Here is a 19,673-nt window from a genome sequence, read left to right as displayed (position 1 = left end):
CCCCCCCCCCCGGGTGGGCGGGGGCCGCGCCGGGGGGGGGGGGGCCCCCTCTCCCCGGGCGCGACCCCCCGGGGGGGGGGCGCCCCCCCCCCACCCCCGAGGTATTTGGACAAAGAAGAAGCAATAGCGATGCGCCGACAAGATGTCGCTGTCGGCGCAAAGCTGAGAAGGGTCTTGCGCCGCTAAACGAATTGTTCGCGGATCAGCCGTTCTTCCAGCCCATGCCCCAGATCGAACAACAGACGGTGCGAGATATCGGCAGCGCTGTGAACATGCACCCGCGTTACATGCCGGACTGCGTCCGAATCAGCATCGGCCATGACCGGGCGACGGTCCGGGTTCAGCACCTCGATTTCGACCTGCGCCGCCTTTGGCAGCAACGCACCACGCCAGCGACGGGGGCGGAACGGGGCGATTGCCGTAAGGGCAAGCACCTCTGAATCAATGGGCAGGATCGGGCCATGGGCCGAATAATTATATGCGGTGGATCCCGCCGGGGTCGATACCAGAGCTCCGTCGCAGACCAGTTCTTCCATGCGCAGTTTGCCGTCCACATGGATGCGCAGCTTCGCGGCCTGTGGTCCTTCGCGCAGAAGGCTGACTTCGTTGATGGCAAGCGCTTCGTGCAGAGAACCGTCCCGGCAGGTCGCGCTCATCCTCAAGGGATTGATGACGGTCTCTTCGGCCTCGGCCAGCCTGACGGGCAGGTCATCCTCGGAATAGGCGTTCATCAGGAAGCCGACCGTGCCGCGGTTCATCCCGTAAACCGGCAGATCGCGTCCCTGCATCGCATGCAGGGTCTGCAGCATGAACCCGTCTCCGCCAAGCGCCACGACCAGTTCCGCGCTATCGGCCGGCGCACAGCCATAACGGGCCGACAAGGCGATCAGCGCCGATTGCGCGACATCGGTCTGACTGGCGGTGAAGTGAATCCTGGGCGTCATTTTTCTGCAAGCCTGTCTTTCTTGCCGCGCAGCATCGGTGCTGATCGAGTCGAACGCAAGCCCTCCTTCACGCCGCACTCGGGACCAAAGCTGTCGTTTTGCTGCTTTCAAGCTGCACGGGCTTACGCTAAGACATCGCCATTCCGCCGCAGCTTTGCCAGAAAGGACGCGCGACCGATGAATGCATCTCTTCGCGACAATGGATTTTTCACCGAAACGCTGACCAGCCGCGACCCCGAGATCGCCAGCGCGATCGACAAGGAACTGGGCCGTCAGCGTGACGAGATCGAACTGATCGCGTCGGAAAACATCGTCTCCAAGGCGGTGCTGGAGGCACAGGGAACCGTCCTGACCAACAAATATGCGGAAGGTTATCCGGGCAAACGCTATTACGGTGGTTGCCAATATGTCGATATCGTCGAAACCCGCGCCATCGAGCGGGCCAAAGAGCTGTTCGATTGCGAATTCGCCAATGTTCAGCCCAATAGCGGCAGCCAAATGAATCAGGCGGTATTTCTGGCGCTTTTGCAGCCGGGCGATACTTTCATGGGGCTTGATCTGAATTCGGGTGGCCACCTGACGCACGGTTCGCCGGTCAATATGTCGGGCAAGTGGTTCAATGTCGTGAGTTACGGCGTGCGCGAGCAGGATCAGCTGCTGGATATGGACGCGATCGCCGAATCCGCGCGCCAGAACAAGCCCAAGCTGATCCTTGCCGGTGGCACGGCCTATAGCCGCGTCTGGGACTGGGCCGCCTTCCGCAAGATCGCGGATGAGGTCGGCGCTTATCTGATGGTGGACATGGCGCATATCGCCGGTCTGGTCGCGGGTGGCCAGCATCCCTCGCCCCTGCCGCATGCCCATGTCGTCACCACGACCACCCATAAATCCCTGCGCGGTCCGCGTGGCGGGATGATCCTGACCAATGACGAGGGTATCGCGAAAAAAATCAACTCGGCCGTCTTCCCCGGTCTGCAGGGCGGCCCGCTGATGCATGTGATCGCGGCAAAGGCCGTCGCATTGCGCGAGGCGCTGCAACCCGGATTCAAGGATTACGCCGCACAGGTCGTCGCCAATGCCCGCGCCATGGCGGATGAATTGATGAAGGGCGGCATCGACATCGTCTCGGGTGGCACCGACAATCATCTTTGCCTCGCCGATCTGCGGCCAAAGGGCGTGACCGGCAAGGCGACCGAGGCCGCGCTTGGCCGTGCGCATATCACCTGCAACAAGAACGGCGTGCCTTTCGACCCCGAGAAACCCTTTGTCACCTCGGGCATTCGTCTTGGCGCACCGGCGGGTACGACCCGCGGCTTTGGCGAAGAGGAATTCCGCCAGATCGCCCGCTGGATCGTGGAAGTCGTTGACGGGCTTGCCGCGAATGGCGAAGAAAACAACGCCGCCATCGAAGACAAGGTTCGGGCCGAGGTGGCCGAGCTTTGCGCGCGTTTCCCGCTTTATCCCGATCTGTGAGATCAACCCGGCGGCTTGAACGCGCATTAGGGGACCGGGCGCGGCGGTATCTGCCCCAATGGATGGCAGAGTTCGTCATGTTCGTGCTCAAACAGGGATGGGCCTGCCTGTTCGGCGGGCTCATGCTGCTGGCGATTTTCGTCACCCGCGCGATCTGGTCACCGGAATGGGCGATACAACGCTATGACGCATTATTCGTCTTTGCCCTGCTGACACAGGCGGCATTCCTGATCTTCCGGCTGGAAACCCCGGCCGAAGCGCGGGTGATCCTGTTGTTCCACCTGACCGGCACGGCGATGGAACTGTTTAAGGTCAATACCGGGTCATGGGCCTATCCCGAGCCCGGCTTCTTCAAGCTTTACGGGGTGCCGCTGTTTTCGGGCTTCATGTATGCCTCGGTCGGCTCCTATATGGCGCGGGTAATCCGCATCTTCGATATGCGTTTCGCGCCATATCCGCCCTTTGTCGTGACCGTGATCCTTGCCGTCGCCATCTATGTCAATTTCTTCGCGCATCATTTTCTGCCCGACATCCGGCTGGTCCTGTTCGCGGCAACGATCCTGATCTTCGGCCGCACCCGGATCTGGTTTCGTCCGGGCCGCTGGTACTGGATGCCGCTGCCGCTGGCGGCATTCCTGACCAGTCTGTTCCTGTGGCTTGCAGAAAATATCGGAACCCTGACCGGCACATGGATTTATGCCGGTCAATCGGTTCTGGATCATGTTTCATTCGCCAAGATCGGCTCGTGGTATCTGCTGCTGTATGTCAGCTTTGTCACCGTAACCATTGCCGCCCGCGATGCGATCCGCGGCGACGCGCCTGCCCGGCCGGAAGATGGTCCGCAAATGGCCGATCTGCCCGCACCGCCGGACGGGATCAGTTCTGCCAGCCCGGTTTACGTTTCTCGAAAAAGGCACTGATCCCCTCGGGGGCCTCATCGGTTTCCCAGACGGCAACCAGCCGGTCGATGCTGTCCTCGATCTCGGCCTGGGTGATTTTCGGGCCAAGAAAACGGCATTGCGCCTTGGCCACAGCAATCGCCCCCGGCGCGCCCAGCAGAAACGGCGCGATCTCGGCCTCGACCGCCGCATCCAGATCGTCAGGCGCGACATGCCGGGCGATTAGGTTCAGGCTCATGGCCTCTTCCGCATCAAAGATGCGTCCCGAAAAAAACACCCGCCGCGCCCGATCCTCGCCCATCCGGGCCAGAACATAGGGACCGATGGTCGCTGGAATCATGCCAAGTTTGACCTCGGTCAATCCGAATTTCGCGGTATCGGAGGCGATGGCGATGTCGCAGACCGACATCATCCCGATCCCCCCGCCAAATGCGTTGCCATGCACCCGCGCGATCAGGGGTTTGGGCAAAAGATTCAGGGCCGACAACATCGCGGCAAGCCCCCTTGCCCCTGCCCGTCTGCTGGCGGCATCTGCGGCGATCTGCTGCCGCATCCACCCCAGATCGCCGCCGGCGCAGAAGCTTGCGCCCTCGCCGGCCAGCACCACCACCCTGACGGCGGGATCAGAGGCAAGCTGCGCTGCTGCCTTCGTCAGTTCCTCCTGCATCTGCTGCGATAAGGCATTATGCTTGTCGGCACGCGCCAGCCACAACGTCGCCACGCCGCGTGCATCGGTGTCGATCCGTATCGTCTCAAACATCTTTTTCTCCTCGCATCGATCGGGCCATCGCAGCCGCCTTGCCGATCACATCCATGTCCAACCCGGTGGCATAGCCCTGTCCCGCAAGATGCAGCGCCACTTTTTCCGTCGCCACATTGCCCTTGGCGCCCGGCGCATAGGGGCAGCCGCCCAGCCCCCCGACCGCCGCATCGAAAACGCGCAGCCCGCGCGCCAGCGAAGCGTCGATATTCTGAAGCGCCCGCCCTGCCGTATCGTGATAATGGCCAGCAAGCTGTTCCGGGGGAATTTCGTCCAGCACTGCAGCCAGCATCGAGTCCACGGTTTCGGGACGGCCCTGCCCGATCGTATCGCCAAGGCTGATCTCGTAGCATCCCATATCCCTCAACACCGCCGCGACACGGGCAACCGAGGCCGGAGGCGTCGGACCGTCAAAAGGGCAATCGGTCACGACGCTGATATAACCGCGAACCGGAATCCCGTCGCGCCGCGCCGCTTCGGTAACGGGGACGAAACGCTCAAGCGACTCGGCAACCGTGGCGTTCAGATTCGCCTTGCTGAAACCTTCCGAAGCACTGGCGAAAACCGCCACTTCACTGGCACGCGCAGCCCTTGCGCCGTCATAGCCCTTCATATTCGGTGTCAGCACCCCATAGCTGACCCCCGGCACGCGGGTGATTCCCGCCATGACCTCGGCGGCATCGGCCAGTTGCGGCACCCATTTCGGGCTGACGAAGCTGGTCACCTCGATCCGCCGGAAACCTGCGCCGGACAGCAGATCGACCAGCGCGATCTTTTCCGATGCCGGGATCTGGCGCTTTTCGTTCTGCAACCCGTCCCGCGGGCCCATCTCGAAGATTTCAACTGTCTCAGGCATCGGGAACCTCATAGAATTTGCGGGCGTAAATCACCTGATCTCCCGGCGCGGGCAAAGTCGCGGCAAAAGCGGGTCGGGCAGCGCAACGCCCGAGATAGGCATTCAGGGCAGGACGGTCGTCGAAGCGCACGAAGCGGGATGCGATATAGACCGCATATCCCACAGCGCAATCGACGCCCGAGAAACCTGCGGCCATCAGCCATTCCCGGTCAGCCACCACCTTTTCAACACTGCCCAGCGCACGGGAAAGCCGCGCCGCCTCAAGCTTCATGACCGTCGGCGAACGCATATGCGCCTCGCGCAGGACGATATGATGCTGGGTCAGATTGGCAAGATGCTGGCCCAGCGTTTCCGCGAAATGCAGCCAGTTCAGCCAATCGGCACGCCCATCCGCGCCAGGCGCATATCCCAGTTCCGGCCCGCGCGTCTCGCAGAGATATTCGATGCAGGCGCCGGATTCGCGCAGGATCGTGCCGTCAATTTCAAGCGCTGGAACGCGCCCCAACGGGTGAACATCGCTATAGGGTGGCTGCCGCATGGATTTATCGAAAAAGGAAATCTCGCGCAGTTCGTAGCGACAGCCGATCTCTTCCAGCAGCCAGCGCACGCGCATCGATCGTGACAAAGGAACATGCCACAATACGATCCGGTCACTCATGCCTCCTCCTCCAGCCGTATCAGCGGTGCGCCGGCCTCTACCTGATCACCGGCCTGCGTCATGACTTCCGCAATCACACCGTCCCGCCAGGCGGTCAGGCTATGCTCCATTTTCATCGCCTCTAGCACGGCCAGACGGTCGCCCGCCTTCACCGTCTGCCCGGCTTGGACATGAACCGATTTCACCAGCCCCGGCATCGGAGCAAGCGTCACCTCGACACCCGCCGCGGCCGAATCCCGCGCCAGAGGATCAAGCGGCGTCAGATGAACCGTGCGCCCGCCGAATACGCTGATGCCGGCGTCATGAGTCACAATCCGGTTTCGGCGCAGGCTGCCATCCACCCACCAGCGATCCCCTTGCCAGCGCACTTCATGGGCCGTTTCATCAACCGTCACCCGGGCGGCACCGGGGCCATGCACCTCGATCACCGCCTCGCCGCCATCCCAGGTCACGGTCCGGCGCAGGGGCTGCCAAAGCGTCATTCCTCCCTTGACCGCAGGATCGGCCAGACCTGAAAGCCCGACCACGCCAAGGGCACGGGTCCGGGGATCCGGTTCGGCAGCAGTCACCAAAGCGTCCAGATCACGCTCGATCAGGCCGGTATCCACCTCACCCGACGCAAAACCGTCATGCCGCGTCAATGCAATAAGAAAATCCAGATTGGTGACGGAACCCGCAACCTCGGTATCGACCAGCCCCGCTTCCAGAGCCCGCAAGGCTACCGCACGGGTCGGCCCATGAGTGACGATCTTGGCGATCATCGGATCGTACCACGGGCTGATACTATCACCCTGCCGCACCCCGGTCTCGATCCGGACACCTTCGGGAAAACGCAGATGCGCAAGCCGCCCGGTCGCGGGAAGGAAACCCGCCGGCACGTCCTCGGCATAAAGCCGCGCCTCGAAAGCATGGCCGGTGATCGACAATTCTTCCTGCTTCGCGGGCAAGGGCTCGCCGCTGGCGACGCGCAACTGCCATTCGACAAGATCGACTCCGGTGATCGCCTCGGTCACGGGATGCTCGACCTGAAGGCGCGTGTTCATCTCCATGAACCAGAATCCGTCAGGGCGCAGCCCGTCCGAACCGTCCACAATGAATTCAATCGTTCCCGCACCCTTGTAGCCGATCGCCTCGGCCGCGCGAACCGCCGAGGCTCCCATGACCTTCCGCATTTCGGGCGTCATGCCGGGGGCCGGAGCCTCTTCGATCACCTTCTGATGGCGGCGTTGCAACGAGCAGTCACGCTCGAACAGATGCACGGCGCGATGCCCGTCCCCGAAGATCTGCAACTCGATATGGCGCGGCCGGAGGATATATTTCTCGATCAGCACGTCAGGATTCCCGAAGGCATTGCGTGCCTCGGACTGCGCCGAAGCAAGCGCATCAGCGAAATCCTTCGGGTCATCGACCCGGCGCATCCCCTTGCCGCCACCGCCGGCCACGGCCTTGATCAGGACGGGATAACCGATCTGCCCGGCCATCTGCGCAAGATGCAAGGGATCCTGTTCCGCGCCGTGATACCCCGGCACGACCGGCACTCCGGCTGTTTCCATCAATGCCTTGGCCGCATCCTTCAGCCCCATGGCCCGGATCGCCCGCGCCGACGGACCGATAAATACCAGTCCCGCATCCTCGACCGCATCGACGAAATCGGGATTCTCTGACAGGAAGCCATATCCGGGATGGATCGCCTGCGCGCCAGTCGCCTTGGCCGCCTTGATGATCGCATCGCCGTGCAGATAACTGTCGGCGGGGGACGGACCGCCCAGATGCACTGCCTCATCGGCCATGGCAACATGGCGCGCGGCCCGGTCGGCATCGGAATAGACCGCCACGGTCGCCACCCCCATCCGACGGCATGAATCGATGACCCGGCATGCGATTTCACCGCGATTGGCAATCAGGATCTTATGGAACATGGCTGGTCCTCCAAAGCGGCACCAGAGCCGGGGGACTTTGCGTCCCCCGGACCCCCTGCAAGGTATTTGGACAAAGAAGAAATCATACGCGGCCTCCGGAGGCAGCCAGGACCGTCGGAGCCGCTTGCGTCTTTTGCCCTATGCGCATGAGAAGTGCAGAACATCCACGAACCTTCGGATTGTCTCCGAGCCTGGAACTGGCCGGCTTCTTCTTTGTATAAATACCTGAATCCATCATCGCAGCATTCACATCCGGAAGACGCCAAAGCGCGTCGGCTCAATCGGCGCATGAAGTGCGGCACGCAGCGACAGCGACAGAACATCGCGGCTCTTGCGGGGATCGATGATCCCATCGTCCCAAAGTCGGGCCGAAGCATAAAGCGGATGCGACTGCCGTTCGAACATTTCGATGGTGGGACGCTTGAATTCGGATTCTTCCTCGGCACTCCAGACCCCGCCCTGCCGTTCGATCCCATCACGACGAACCGTGGCCAGCACTCCGGCGGCCTGTTCGCCGCCCATGACGGAAATCCGGCTGTTGGGCCATGTCCACAGGAACCTGGGGGAATAGGCGCGGCCGGCCATGCCGTAATTGCCCGCCCCGAAAGAACCGCCGACAAGCATGGTGATCTTGGGCACCGAAGTCGTCGCCACCGCAGTCACCATCTTGGCGCCGTGGCGGGCGATGCCTTCATTCTCGTATTTCCGTCCCACCATGAATCCGGTGATGTTCTGCAGAAACACCAACGGAATGCCGCGCTGCGAGCACAGTTCGATGAAATGCGCGCCCTTTTGCGCGGCTTCCGAGAACAGCACGCCGTTATTCGCGACGATGCCGACCGGGCAACCCTCGACATGAGCGAAGCCTGTGACCAGCGTCTCGCCAAAACGGGCCTTGAATTCATCGAAGCGCGAGCCATCCACGATACGGGCGATGACTTCGCGGATATCATACGGAGTCCGCAGATCGGCCGGAACAGCGCCAAGAATTTCATCGGGATCATAGGCCGGAGATTCGGGCGCCTGCCAGACCACGCTATCGGGCATCCGGCGGTTCAGATTGCCGATCGCGCGGCGGGCCTGTGCAAGCGCATGGGCATCGTCTTCGGCCAGATAATCGGCCACGCCTGACAGTCGGGTATGAACGTCGCCTCCCCCCAGTTCTTCGGCAGTGACGACTTCGCCCGTTGCCGCCTTGACCAGCGGCGGACCGGCCAGAAAGATCGTGCCCTGATCGCGAACGATGATCGTAACGTCGGACATGGCGGGGACATAGGCGCCACCTGCCGTGCATGATCCCATGACGACCGCAATCTGCGGGATGCCAAGGGCCGACATCCGCGCCTGATTGTAGAAAATCCGTCCGAAATGATCCCGGTCGGGAAAGACCTCATCCTGATTGGGCAGATTCGCACCGCCCGAATCGACCAGATAGACGCAGGGCAGATGACATTCTCCGGCGATTTCCTGAGCGCGAAGATGTTTCTTGACCGTCATCGGATAATAGGTGCCGCCTTTGACGGTCGCGTCATTGGCAACGACCATCACGTCCTGCCCATGCACGCGTCCTACCCCGGCAATCACCCCCGCACCGGGGGCCGCATCGTCATACATGCCATGCGCTGCCGTCGCCCCGATTTCCAGAAAGGGCGATCCGGGGTCCAGCAGATTGGCGACCCGTTCGCGCGGAAGCATCTTGCCGCGACCGACATGGCGGCTGCGCGCCTTTTCTCCCCCTCCGGCGGCGGCAAGTTCGGCAGCCTCGCGGGCGGCCGCAAGCACGGCAAGATGGGCTTCGCGATTGGCTTTGAAAGCATCGGATGCCGGCAGGACCGCGGATTTCAGTTTCATTGCCTGGTTCTTTCGTCAGAGGACATATCGTGGCGCGCCTCGCTGATCGCCAAAGCCCGCAATTCACGTCGCATGACCTTGCCCGTCACCGTCATCGGCAGAGAATCGAGAAAGGTGATTTCACGCGGATAGGAATGCGCGGCAGAGAAGCGTTTCGCATGGGCCTGCAACTCGGCGGAAAGCTTGTCCGAAACTTCAAATCCAGCTCGCAGGACAATGTAAGCCTTGACGATTTCTGTTCTGACGGAATCCGGTTTTCCGATGACTCCGACCTGCGCAACCGCCGGATGTTTCAGCAGGCAATCCTCGATTTCCGAAGGGCCGATACGATAGCCCGCCGAGGTGATCACATCGTCATCGCGGCCCACGAAGCGGATATACCCGCCCTCGATCGCGCCGCGATCGCCCGTGACCAGCCAGTCGCCACGGAACTTCTCGGCAGTCGCATCGGGCCGGTTCCAATATTCCAGCATCATCGATCCTGCCCCGCGCCGCACGGCGATATCACCCTCGCCTTCTACCGGAAGGCCGTCTTCGCCGATCACCTGAACGTCGAATCCGGGGACCGGCTTGCCGATCGCGCCGGGTTGGGCCGGAAACATGCTTGATGCGGAAGAGGCCACCATATTGCATTCGGTCTGGCCGTAGAACTCATTGATTTCCAGACCGAATGCCTGCCGCCCCCAATCCAGCATCTCTCCCCCGAGAGTTTCTCCGCCCGAAGCGACCGAGCGCAATCCGTCGATCCGGATATCGGCGGCCTTCAGCATCTTGAGCGCCGTTGGCGGGAAGAAGATATTCCGCACGCCGCAATCGGCGATCAATTTCGTCGCCGCGCCCGGCTCAAATTTCGGCATCCGCGCGGCGACAACCGGAACGCCAAGCGCCAGCCCCGGCATCAGCACATCGAACAGCCCGCCGATCCACGCCCAATCGGCCGGGGTCCACAGGCAATCGCCGGGCTGCCCCAGCAGATCATGACTCATCTCGACGCCCGGCAGATGGCCAGTCAGCACCCGGTGGCCATGCAGCGCGCCCTTGGGCGAGCCGGTGGTTCCCGAGGTATAGATGATCACTGCTGGATCCTCGGGGCCAGTCGCGCGGGTCGCAAACGGAACGGCATCAGACAGACCATCCTCGGGTACGATGATCTCCAGATCGGCAAAGGGACGCAGCATTTCACGCCCTTCCACATCGGCGATCACCTTGCGCACCCCTGCATCACGAAGGCGCAGTTCCAATGCGTCGGATCCGAACAGCTTGAACAACGGGATCGAGATCGCTGCCGATTTCCAGACAGCCAGATGCGCCGCTGCTGTCCATGCCGATTGCGTTCGCAACACCGCCACGCACTCACCCCGCGCGGCTTGAAGCGCGTGAGCAAGATCCGCTGTCATCCGCGAGAGTTCCGCATAGGTGACGGGATGCGGCGCGCCGTCATAATATTCGATGATGGCAACGCCCCCCGGCTTATGCGAAAGGCATTGATCGGCCATGTTCAGATGTTCAGGAAAATCCCAGGCGAAATCGCGCCGCAACCTCTGATAATCATGCCCGGACAATGTGGTCATTCGCCCGTCTCTTCCACCAGCCGGGCATTCAGCAGCGTCCAATGCCGTGCCGCCTCGTCTCGCTGGCATTCCAGCAGAGCCACTTCTCCGTTGACGTCCCGCGTTTGAGCGGAAGCTTTGGCATAGTCGCACAGACTGTCCCGAAATGCGATCCAGGCATGTTCGGTCTTGCGCAGCATCTCTTGCGAATCGTCCCCTGCCTCGCCTTCCTGTGCGATCAGGGCTTGATAGGTTTCTTCAAGCCGCGCCTCCCAGGCCTGATGCGCCGCATCTAGGCAATTCTTCTCGACGAAATCGGGATCGTCGCCGGTATATTTCTTGCTGGCATAGTCGCGGCAGGCCTGCATTCCGGCATCGGTGCAATCGCCTTCTCCGGACGTAACGCATTGATCTATCGTCGCAGGATCGAAGCCCGACGCATCGCCCGCATCGGCAGGCAGAACGCCATAACTCATGGCAAAACCGACTATCGCAATCATTCCTAATTTCATCATGCTGCCCTCCTGATGATGATGATTAGCCAACCCTGCCAAATGCATTGTGTTCCTGCCAAACCGATAAAGCAGGTTCATCCCGCGTCACCCCTGTCCCGGTGACGCTCCAGCCGGATGGTCTGTTGCGCGGTCATCGAAAGCAGGCAGTTTGCCGTCGCGGTTGCCGCGCCTGTACCGCTGCCCCAGATTGAGCGCTCAAATGCGCAGCTGCTGTCACGGAATGCGATCCAGTCCCGTTGCATCTCTTTCAGCAGCGGCACCTGTTTCGGCGCCGCAGGATCAGCATCGCCATTTATCCGATCCGCCTCTTCGGCCGCTTGCATAACTGCGCGATAAGCGTCGTTCAGATAGCGATCCCACAAATCCCGTTCCTGCATGGTGCAGTGAGACATCCCCGCGGTGGAATACCCACCTTCCTCTTCCATGCACCGAGCGGCAGCGACGCCGATACAGCTTTCGACATCCGCGTCATCGCCCTGTTCGGCAGGCCGGGATGCGCTTTCCCTGCATGTCTCCAGGACAAGCGGATCGATTTCCGGCATGCCGGGCTCCTGTGCCGAAGCGGTTCCGGCCATCACGCAAATGACAAATACAAGACCGCGCATCACATCAGCCCCAACAATTCCCGCCCGATCAGCATCCGGCGAATCTCACTGGTACCCGCGCCGATCTCCATCAGCTTGGCGTCGCGGAACAGGCGGCTGACCACGCTGTCATTCAGGAAGCCCGCGCCGCCAAGCGCCTGAACCGCCTGATGCGCCTGAACCATCGCCTGCTCGCTGGCATAAAGCACCGCGCCGGCCGCGTCCTGCCGCGTAACTTTGCCCGCATCGCAAGCCCGGGCGACCTCGTAGACATAGGCGCGCGCGGTGTTCAGGGAGACATACATATCGGCAATCTTGCCCTGCATAAGCTGGAACGAGCCGATCGGCTGGCCGAATTGCCTGCGCTCGGAAACATAGGGCATCACCTCATCCAGACAGGCCGCCATGATCCCGGTTCCGATCCCCGACAGCACCAGCCGTTCATAATCAAGGCCCGACATCAGGACGCGTACCCCGCGCCCCTCTTCGCCCAGAACATTCTCGAACGGCACTTCGCAATTCTCGAAGATCAACTCACCGGTATTCGAGCCGCGCATCCCCAGTTTGTCGAAATGCGGGCCGGTCGAGAACCCTTTCATCCCGCGCTCGACGATGAAGGCCGTAATGCCCTTGCTGCCGGCATCCGGGTCGGTCTTGGCATAGACCACCAGAGTCTGCGCATCGGGCGCGTTGGTGATCCAGTATTTGTTGCCGTTCAGAACGTAACGGTCGTTCTTCTTCTCGGCGCGCAGCTTCATACCGACAACATCGCTGCCCGCACCTTCTTCCGACATCGCCAAAGCGCCGACATGCTCGCCACTGCACAGTTTCGGCAGGTATTTCCCCCGCTGCTCATCCGTGCCGTTCAGCTTGATCTGATTGACGCACAGGTTGGAATGCGCCCCGTAAGAGAGGCTGACCGAGGCCGAGGCCCGCGCGATCTCTTCGGTCGCGACGACATGGGCCAGATAACCCATTTCCGCACCGCCCCATTGCTCGGACACGGTGATGCCAAGCAGGCCCAGATCCCCCATTTCGGTCCATAACTCGTTCGGGAAGGCATTGTCGCGATCCACCTCTGCCGCGAGGGGCTTCACCCGCTCCTGCGCCCAGCGATGCACCATATCGCGCAGCGCGTTCACATCCTCGCCCAGATCGAACTGCATAGCCTGGGTGAACATAACGCCCCTCTCCAATTATTGAACATTCGTTCATTTAATACGACAAGGAATCCCCTTACGTCAAGCAAAGCCTGCGCTCGATCCTGTCACAGGTCAACAATGCAGCTTTCGGACTTCTGCGAAACGCGGTAATCCCGCCCCACATGCTGTAACCGGGATCGAACGCCATGCGGCTAAAACTCCTTCGCCACGCCACGCCGATAAACAACGGATGTCTGGCCGGGCGGGGCGACGTGGATGCCGATTGCAGCGATTCCAGGGCCTTCGCACAGATGCGCGGCATGATTGGCGATGCTGGCCATGTCATATGCAGCCCTGCACAGCGGTGCCGGCAGACGGCGAAAGCATTGAACCTGTTCCCCGCCCGGTTCGAGCCTGCCTTATGGGAGCAGGATTACGGAAACTGGGAAGGGAAACGTTTCGAGGACTTGCCGGATCTGGGCAGGATGGAGCCGGATGAGCTTGCCGCATATCGCCCCGAAGGCGGAGAAAGTTTCAAGGATATGGTCGCCCGTGTCCTGCCGGTTCTGGACAGGCTCGGGGATGACACTCTGATCGTCGCCCATGCCGGAACCGTCCGCGCCGCATTATCCCTGACCGTCGGCCCGGCGGCCCTGTCCTTCTCGGTGTCCCCGCTGTCGCTGACGATCATGCGAAGGACATCCCAGGGCTGGGCCGTCGAGGCCGTGAACCTGACCGCGGGTGATGCATGAGTCCCGGAATCGCCCTGATCGCCTTGCTGGCGGACGCGGTATTCGGATGGCCCGACGCGATCTTTCGCCGCATAGGTCATCCGGTGGTCTGGATAGGCATGGCGATCGAGCGTCTGGAGCGGCGGCTGAACCACGGCGAGGGCCGGTTTGCCAAAGGGATCGCGGCAAGCCTGCTTGTTATCCTTGCCGCAATTCTGCCCGCGCTGGCCCTGCAATCCTTGCTGGGACCTGTCGCCGCCGGTCTTCTGGCATGGCCGCTGGTGGCGGCGAAGTCGCTGCACAGCCATGTCCGCGCGGTCGAGGATAGCCTGCTGGAGCAGGATCTGGCGCGGGCACGCCTGGCGACCGCGCATATCGTCGGCCGCGATGTCAGCCAGTCGAATGAGGCCGCATTGTCCCGCGCCAGCATCGAAAGCCTGGCCGAGAACAGCTCGGACGGTGTCATCGCCCCGCTTTTCTGGGCAGCAATCGCCGGATTGCCGGGAATTGCCGCCTATAAGGCCATCAATACGCTCGATTCGATGATCGGCCACAGGAATACACGCTATGCCGAATTCGGTCGTTTTGCGGCGCGGCTGGACGATGCAGCCAATTGGCTTCCCGCGCGACTGACCGCGATTCTGATGGTTCTCGCCTCGGGCTCGTGGCGGACATGGCGGATCACACGGCGCGATGCATATCGGCACCGCTCACCCAATGCCGGATGGCCTGAAGCGGCGATGGCGGCGGCCCTGCAGGTGCGGCTATCCGGCCCACGCAGCTATGGCGAGCACTTCGTCGACGAGCCCTGGCTGAACGGCACGGAACGGGATCCGTCGGGTCGCGACATCCGGCACGCGCTTGCCCTATTCCGACGAACCCTGATTGCCGCGGGCCTGTTTCTGCTGCTGCTATACTTGGCGCAATGACCCGTTCCCGGCAGCGCCGAGGCCGAACTGCCCCAACGGCACGAAATCGTTCGCCCGAATATCCGTTGCCACGCGAGGACTGGAACGTAAGATCAGGACCTATCTAGAATGGAGAGAGTCATGTCCGAGAATGAAATCGTCATCCTGTCCGGCGCCCGCACCGCAATCGGCACATTCGGCGGCAGCCTTGCCGCGATTCCGCCGATTGATCTGGCCACGGCCGTGACCACGGCGGCGCTGCAACGTGGCGGCGTCTCTCCTGATCAGATCGGTCATGTCGTGTTCGGCCATGTGCTGAACACCGAGCCGCGCGACATGTATCTTAGCCGCGTCGCCATGCTGAACGCGGGCATTCCGCATACGACCCCCGCGATGAACGTGAACCGGCTTTGCGGATCGGGGGCGCAGGCGATCGTTTCGGCCGCGCAATCGCTGATGCTGGGCGATGCCGATTTCGCAGTCGCGGGCGGCGCGGAAAGCATGAGCCGGGCGCCCTATGCGGTGACGTCGGCTCGTTTTGGCGCGAAGATGGGCGATCAGAAGATGCTGGACATGATGACCGGCGCACTGACCTGCCCGATGGGAACCGGCCATATGGGCGTCACCGCCGAGAATGTCGCGGCCGAACATGACATCAGCCGCGAGGCACAGGATGAATTCGCCCTGGAATCGCAGCGCCGGGCCACAGCCGCGATCACCGCCGGACATTTCAGGGACCAGATCGTCCCTGTCGAGGTCAAATCGCGCAAAGGCACCGTCTCCTTCGACACGGACGAACATCCCAAGGAAACCAGCCTTGAAAAGCTCGCGGGATTGAAAGCGGTTTTCCAGAAGGACGGCTCGGTCACGGCGGGCAATGCCAGCGGCATCAACGATGGCGCAGCCGCACTGGTTCTGGCACGCGCCGAAGCCGCAGAAAAAGCGGGCCTCACGCCACGGGCGCGGATACTGGGCTATGCGATTGCCGGGGTGCGCCCCGAAGTCATGGGCATCGGGCCTGTTCCGGCGGTTGAAGCTTTGCTGAAGCGCACTGGACTGAGGGCGGCGGATTTCGATGTGATCGAATCAAACGAGGCATTCGCCGCACAGGCTCTGGCCGTCAACAAGGCGCTTGGTCTTGATCCGGCAAAGGTCAATCCGAATGGCGGGGCCATTGCATTGGGGCACCCGGTCGGCGCGACCGGCGCGATCCTGACGGTAAAGGCACTTCACGAACTTGAACGGGGCAGCGGCAAACATGCCTTGATCACCATGTGCATTGGCGGCGGCCAAGGCATCGCCATCGCCATCGAGAGGCTTTGATCTCGGGATCATCAGCAGGCCGCGCCGTTTTTTATCACGGCGGCGCGGTCCCTGATCAGCCACCACACAGGATCAGCAAACGCGCCGATTTCGGCATTGCACAATGCGACCGTGATCGTTATGCAGCCTTGCAAGGCACCCGTAGCTCAGCTGGATAGAGCGCTGCCCTCCGAAGGCAGAGGCCAGAGGTTCGAATCCTCTCGGGTGCGCCATATTTATTCTTTTAAATCAGCAACCTGGCGATCCACTTGCGATAGCAATGGCTGTTCCGGGTCGCGGCATATTCGCAAAGCGCCAGATTTTCCTTCGAAGCCGCGGGCAAAAATCGCCGAGGGAAGCGGTCACTCGCCTCGGCAAAATTTTCGAATATGCAGCTACCGCACCGGTTAACCCCCTGTCTTCCCCTGACGCAGAGATCGCCGATGTCAGCAAGAACCTCCCACGCTGCGACACATGAAAACAAGACCCAAGAGGCAGACGACGGAATTGACCGGAACAAACCGATACAAGCCGGTGGCAATGCAACTTTGATACTCGAATATCCTGCAAATCATAGCTTATGGATTTTTTCGAATTCAGGGCTCAAATCGCACATGGCTTATTTTCAGTGATCAATATTCAAAACAATTCCACAAAAAACCTATCGCCTTATATTTCAAATGTACATTTCGTTAAGATATTTCACGAATATTTGACCGAACGTGATGATATTATTACAATCATTAAATTATTGAGCATATCCACCAAAAGAACAATGGGAAGGAAAACAGCTTTCTTGAAATCAGTACAAGATAACAGAAATAATATATAAAAATCATAATATTATGATATTTATCCTTGGATATCATTCATAATTATCCCTCCAGTCGTTCGGATTTTTCAAAATTATTCACTACGCGTCATTAAATCGTTTGACATGATGCGCCTTTATCCTCCATCCTCATACCTATAATATAAACAGGGAGAGCATGTGATATGATTCAGAAACTCCAGGAATATCAACCGACCAAAGGAACTCTGGTATGGACTGCGGTTGGCACTGCGGTTCTGACAATGGTTATCGGGTTCACCGCGGGCGGCTGGGTGACCGGGGGATCCGCTCGGGAAATGACGGAACAGGCGTCAAATGACAGTCGTAAACAACTGGTCGCTTCCATCTGCGTTGACCGATTCGTATCGGATGCCAACGCCGCGGACAATTTCACAAAGCTGAAGGAAGCAAGATCTTATGAGCGGGACAACCTCATCGAAGATGGCGGCTGGAGCACGATAGACGCACTGGAAGATCAGGTTTCCGGGGCGGCCGATCTCTGCGCCAAGCAAATCGCCGCACTGGACGCGCTTCCCGAAGTCAAGATGGATACCGTCGCTGATGTCGGCAGCGCCGAGGCAGTTCCTGCGTCAGAGGCGAACATGACCGATGCCGTGCCGGGCGAAGGTGAGAATGCAGGCTAGAACCCGGTATTCCCAAAGCGCGGAAACCCTTATCTGATGAACATCCGGGCGCCCATGATCTGACCGGGCTCCCGGACAATTTGTATTTCTGATCCGACCCGGCGCGCAGGTCCAATCAGGCAATATGGCCAGAACTATGCGGATCCCGGACGGAATCCATAAACCGGCCATAAAATGACGTATAATCAATATATTGAAAAGGACATGGTAGGCCCGGAGGGACTCGAACCCCCAACCAAGGCGTTATGAGCGCCCTGCTCTAACCAATTGAGCTACAGGCCCGTGTAGCGGCATCTGCGTAGTCGCAGTGGCGGCATTGGTCAAGCATTCTCGTTGCTCCTTCGCTCGGGTTGGGCTATCGGAGGCGCAGAATGCCGCGGGGATTGGAATGACAAAGAACGGGATCAGCTATCGTGATGCAGGCGTCGATATCGACGCCGGGAATGCTCTGGTCGAGCGGATCAAACCTGCAGCGGCTTCAACCACGCGATCCGGGGTCATGGATGCGCTTGGCGGCTTTGGTGCGTTGTTCGATCCAAAAGCGGCAGGCTATGACGATCCGGTTCTTGTCGCCGCAACCGATGGCGTGGGAACCAAGCTGCGGATTGCCATCGATACCGGGCATCTGGACGGAATCGGTCAGGATCTGGTTGCAATGTGCGTCAACGATCTGGTCTGTCAGGGCGCAGAACCTTTGTTTTTTCTTGATTATTTCGCGACCGGAAAATTGTCGGTCGATGAAGGCGCGCGGGTGGTCGAGAGTATTGCGAAAGGCTGCAAGCTGGCCGGTTGCGCACTGATTGGCGGTGAAACAGCCGAGATGCCGGGCATGTATCACGACGGCGATTTCGATCTGGCCGGCTTTGCCGTCGGTGCAATGCAACGCGGAACCGCCTTGCCCGCGAATGTCCGCGAAGGAGATGTGCTGCTTGCCCTTGGCTCGGACGGGGTGCATTCCAATGGTTACTCGCTGGTCCGCAAGGTCGCGGAACATGCAGGATTGGGCTGGGACGCCCCTGCCCCCTTTGCCGACGTGACTTTGGGTGAGGCTTTGCTCGTGCCGACCCGAATCTATGTGGGATCCGCGTTGAAAGCGATCCGGGCGGGCGGCGTGCATGCCGTCGCCCATATCACCGGGGGTGGAATCACCGAGAACCTGCCTCGCGTCCTGCCGAAAAATCTGGGTGCGCATGTGCAGCTTGACGCATGGGCATTGCCGCCGGTGTTCAAATGGCTGGCCAGCGCGGGCGGGATCGGCCAGGCCGATATGCTCAAGACCTTCAACTGCGGTATCGGGATGATTCTCGCGGTCACCGAGGATCAGGCAGATGAACTGACCGAGATTCTTGCCGTTGCGGATGAACGTGTCTATCGCATCGGTCATGTCACCTCTGATCAGGGTATCAGCCTTGGTGGGACGCTTGCGTGAAACGGGTCGCCATTCTGATCTCTGGCAGCGGCTCGAACATGGTGCGGCTGGTCGAAAGCATGACCGGGGACCATCCGGCGCGGCCAGTACTGGTCGCATCCAATGATCCCTCGGCAGTCGGCCTGCAAAAGGCAGCCGGATTGGGCATTGCGACGGCGGCGGTCGATCACAGCCGCTTTCCGCAAGACCGGGCCGGGTTCGAGGCCGAATTGCTGGGACCGCTGCTGGACGCCAGCCCCGATATCTTATGTCTCGCGGGTTTCATGCGGGTACTGACACCGAAATTCGTGGCGAAGTTCACCGGGCGAATGCTGAATATCCATCCTTCGCTATTGCCCCTGTATCCCGGGCTGGACACTCATGCCCGCGCCATTTCCGCCGGTGATTCCGAAGCGGGTGCAACCGTGCATGAGGTCACGCCAGAGTTGGATTCCGGGCCGATCCTTGGACAGGTGCGGGTTCCGATCCTGCCCGGCGATACTGAACAGTCGCTTGCCGCCAGAGTGCTTGAGCAGGAGCACCGTCTTTACCCGGCCGTGCTGCGCCGCTTTGCCGAGGGCGACCGTAGCCCGCTGATGCTCTGATCCTGCGACACCAACGATTGGCTTACAGCCGGTTAATGTCATCGCAATTAATAAACTGCGCGTATATTTTCTACGAAATCTATAGACTGCCT

At 60.7% G+C, this 19,673-nt stretch carries 18 protein-coding genes and 2 tRNA genes; 9 read left to right on the top strand and 11 right to left on the bottom strand.

Features of this window, described 5'->3' with window-relative positions; translation table 11 throughout:
- Positions 1-182: 182 nt before the first annotated feature.
- Positions 183-944, bottom strand: coding sequence for an NAD kinase (locus Q0601_RS15520; protein ID WP_305290771.1), 762 nt, complete (start codon positions 942-944; stop codon positions 183-185).
- Between the two features lie 177 nt (positions 945-1,121).
- On the opposite strand from Q0601_RS15520, the gene glyA reads away from it, so the two are divergent.
- Together glyA and Q0601_RS15510 are read left to right on the top strand one after the other, a co-directional pair.
- Positions 1,122-2,417 (top strand): serine hydroxymethyltransferase, encoded by a 1,296-nt coding sequence (gene glyA, locus Q0601_RS15515; protein ID WP_305290769.1) that lies wholly within the window; start codon positions 1,122-1,124, stop codon positions 2,415-2,417.
- 77 nt (positions 2,418-2,494) lie between these two features.
- Positions 2,495-3,337, top strand: coding sequence for a DUF817 domain-containing protein (locus Q0601_RS15510; RefSeq protein ID WP_370656147.1), 843 nt, complete (start codon positions 2,495-2,497; stop codon positions 3,335-3,337).
- On the opposite strand, the gene Q0601_RS15505 is transcribed toward Q0601_RS15510, so the two are convergent.
- From Q0601_RS15505 to Q0601_RS15465, 9 genes are all read right to left on the bottom strand, one after another.
- Positions 3,294-4,076: a crotonase/enoyl-CoA hydratase family protein gene (locus tag Q0601_RS15505; protein WP_305290767.1), complete on the bottom strand. Its 783-nt coding sequence runs from the start codon at positions 4,074-4,076 to the stop codon at positions 3,294-3,296. The genes Q0601_RS15510 and Q0601_RS15505 overlap by 44 nt on opposite strands.
- The gene (locus tag Q0601_RS15500) at positions 4,069-4,932 is read right to left on the bottom strand and encodes a hydroxymethylglutaryl-CoA lyase (RefSeq protein WP_305290766.1); all 864 of its coding nucleotides are present in this window, start codon (positions 4,930-4,932) and stop codon (positions 4,069-4,071) included. The genes Q0601_RS15505 and Q0601_RS15500 overlap by 8 nt, the downstream gene beginning before the upstream one ends.
- Entirely contained in the window at positions 4,925-5,590 is a 666-nt protein-coding gene (locus Q0601_RS15495) for a glutathione S-transferase family protein (RefSeq protein WP_305290765.1), read from the bottom strand. Before Q0601_RS15495 ends, Q0601_RS15500 begins: the two co-directional genes overlap by 8 nt.
- Positions 5,587-7,509 (bottom strand): acetyl-CoA carboxylase biotin carboxylase subunit, encoded by a 1,923-nt coding sequence (locus tag Q0601_RS15490; RefSeq protein ID WP_305290764.1) that lies wholly within the window; start codon positions 7,507-7,509, stop codon positions 5,587-5,589. The genes Q0601_RS15495 and Q0601_RS15490 overlap by 4 nt, the downstream gene beginning before the upstream one ends.
- Before the next feature lie 246 nt (positions 7,510-7,755).
- Positions 7,756-9,360: a carboxyl transferase domain-containing protein gene (locus tag Q0601_RS15485; protein ID WP_305290763.1), complete on the bottom strand. Its 1,605-nt coding sequence runs from the start codon at positions 9,358-9,360 to the stop codon at positions 7,756-7,758.
- Entirely contained in the window at positions 9,357-10,931 is a 1,575-nt protein-coding gene (locus Q0601_RS15480; RefSeq protein WP_305290762.1) for an AMP-binding protein, read from the bottom strand. The genes Q0601_RS15485 and Q0601_RS15480 overlap by 4 nt, the downstream gene beginning before the upstream one ends.
- Positions 10,928-11,425 (bottom strand): lysozyme inhibitor LprI family protein, encoded by a 498-nt coding sequence (locus tag Q0601_RS15475; protein ID WP_305290761.1) that lies wholly within the window; start codon positions 11,423-11,425, stop codon positions 10,928-10,930. Before Q0601_RS15475 ends, Q0601_RS15480 begins: the two co-directional genes overlap by 4 nt.
- Positions 11,426-11,499: 74 nt before the next feature.
- On the bottom strand, positions 11,500-12,030 hold the full coding sequence (locus Q0601_RS15470; protein ID WP_305290760.1) for a lysozyme inhibitor LprI family protein: 531 nt from the start codon (positions 12,028-12,030) through the stop codon (positions 11,500-11,502).
- A complete protein-coding gene (locus Q0601_RS15465) occupies positions 12,030-13,190 on the bottom strand; it encodes an isovaleryl-CoA dehydrogenase (RefSeq protein WP_305290759.1) in 1,161 nt (386 codons plus the stop codon). Before Q0601_RS15465 ends, Q0601_RS15470 begins: the two co-directional genes overlap by 1 nt.
- 167 nt (positions 13,191-13,357) lie before the next feature.
- On the opposite strand from Q0601_RS15465, the gene Q0601_RS15460 reads away from it, so the two are divergent.
- The 5 genes from Q0601_RS15460 (at position 13,358) to Q0601_RS15440 (ending at position 17,568) form a co-directional block, all read left to right on the top strand.
- Positions 13,358-13,903 (top strand): histidine phosphatase family protein, encoded by a 546-nt coding sequence (locus Q0601_RS15460; RefSeq protein ID WP_305290758.1) that lies wholly within the window; start codon positions 13,358-13,360, stop codon positions 13,901-13,903.
- Positions 13,900-14,811 carry an adenosylcobinamide-phosphate synthase CbiB gene (gene cbiB / locus Q0601_RS15455; protein WP_305290757.1) on the top strand — a complete coding sequence of 304 codons (912 nt, stop codon included), beginning with the start codon at positions 13,900-13,902 and terminating at the stop codon, positions 14,809-14,811. The genes Q0601_RS15460 and cbiB overlap by 4 nt, the downstream gene beginning before the upstream one ends.
- A gap of 120 nt (positions 14,812-14,931) precedes the next feature.
- A complete protein-coding gene (locus Q0601_RS15450; RefSeq protein WP_305290756.1) occupies positions 14,932-16,113 on the top strand; it encodes an acetyl-CoA C-acyltransferase family protein in 1,182 nt (393 codons plus the stop codon).
- A gap of 135 nt (positions 16,114-16,248) precedes the next feature.
- A tRNA-Arg gene (locus tag Q0601_RS15445) sits at positions 16,249-16,325 on the top strand.
- A gap of 763 nt (positions 16,326-17,088) precedes the next feature.
- The gene (locus tag Q0601_RS15440; RefSeq protein WP_305290755.1) at positions 17,089-17,568 is read left to right on the top strand and encodes a hypothetical protein; all 480 of its coding nucleotides are present in this window, start codon (positions 17,089-17,091) and stop codon (positions 17,566-17,568) included.
- A gap of 205 nt (positions 17,569-17,773) precedes the next feature.
- Here Q0601_RS15440 and Q0601_RS15435 read toward each other — a convergent pair.
- Positions 17,774-17,850, bottom strand: a tRNA-Ile gene (locus Q0601_RS15435).
- 100 nt (positions 17,851-17,950) lie between these two features.
- On the opposite strand from Q0601_RS15435, the gene purM reads away from it, so the two are divergent.
- Both purM and purN read left to right on the top strand, forming a co-directional pair.
- On the top strand, positions 17,951-18,997 hold the full coding sequence (gene purM / locus Q0601_RS15430; protein WP_305290779.1) for a phosphoribosylformylglycinamidine cyclo-ligase: 1,047 nt from the start codon (positions 17,951-17,953) through the stop codon (positions 18,995-18,997).
- The gene (purN, locus tag Q0601_RS15425) at positions 18,994-19,581 is read left to right on the top strand and encodes a phosphoribosylglycinamide formyltransferase (protein ID WP_305290754.1); all 588 of its coding nucleotides are present in this window, start codon (positions 18,994-18,996) and stop codon (positions 19,579-19,581) included. Before purM ends, purN begins: the two co-directional genes overlap by 4 nt.
- Positions 19,582-19,673 lie beyond the last annotated feature (92 nt).

The sequence above is a fragment of the Paracoccus wurundjeri genome, from assembly GCF_030678915.1.
GTDB lineage: Bacteria > Pseudomonadota > Alphaproteobacteria > Rhodobacterales > Rhodobacteraceae > Paracoccus > Paracoccus onubensis_A.
The sequence above is the reverse complement of the archived record's forward strand: the minus strand, read 5'-3'. Positions and strand labels throughout refer to the sequence as shown.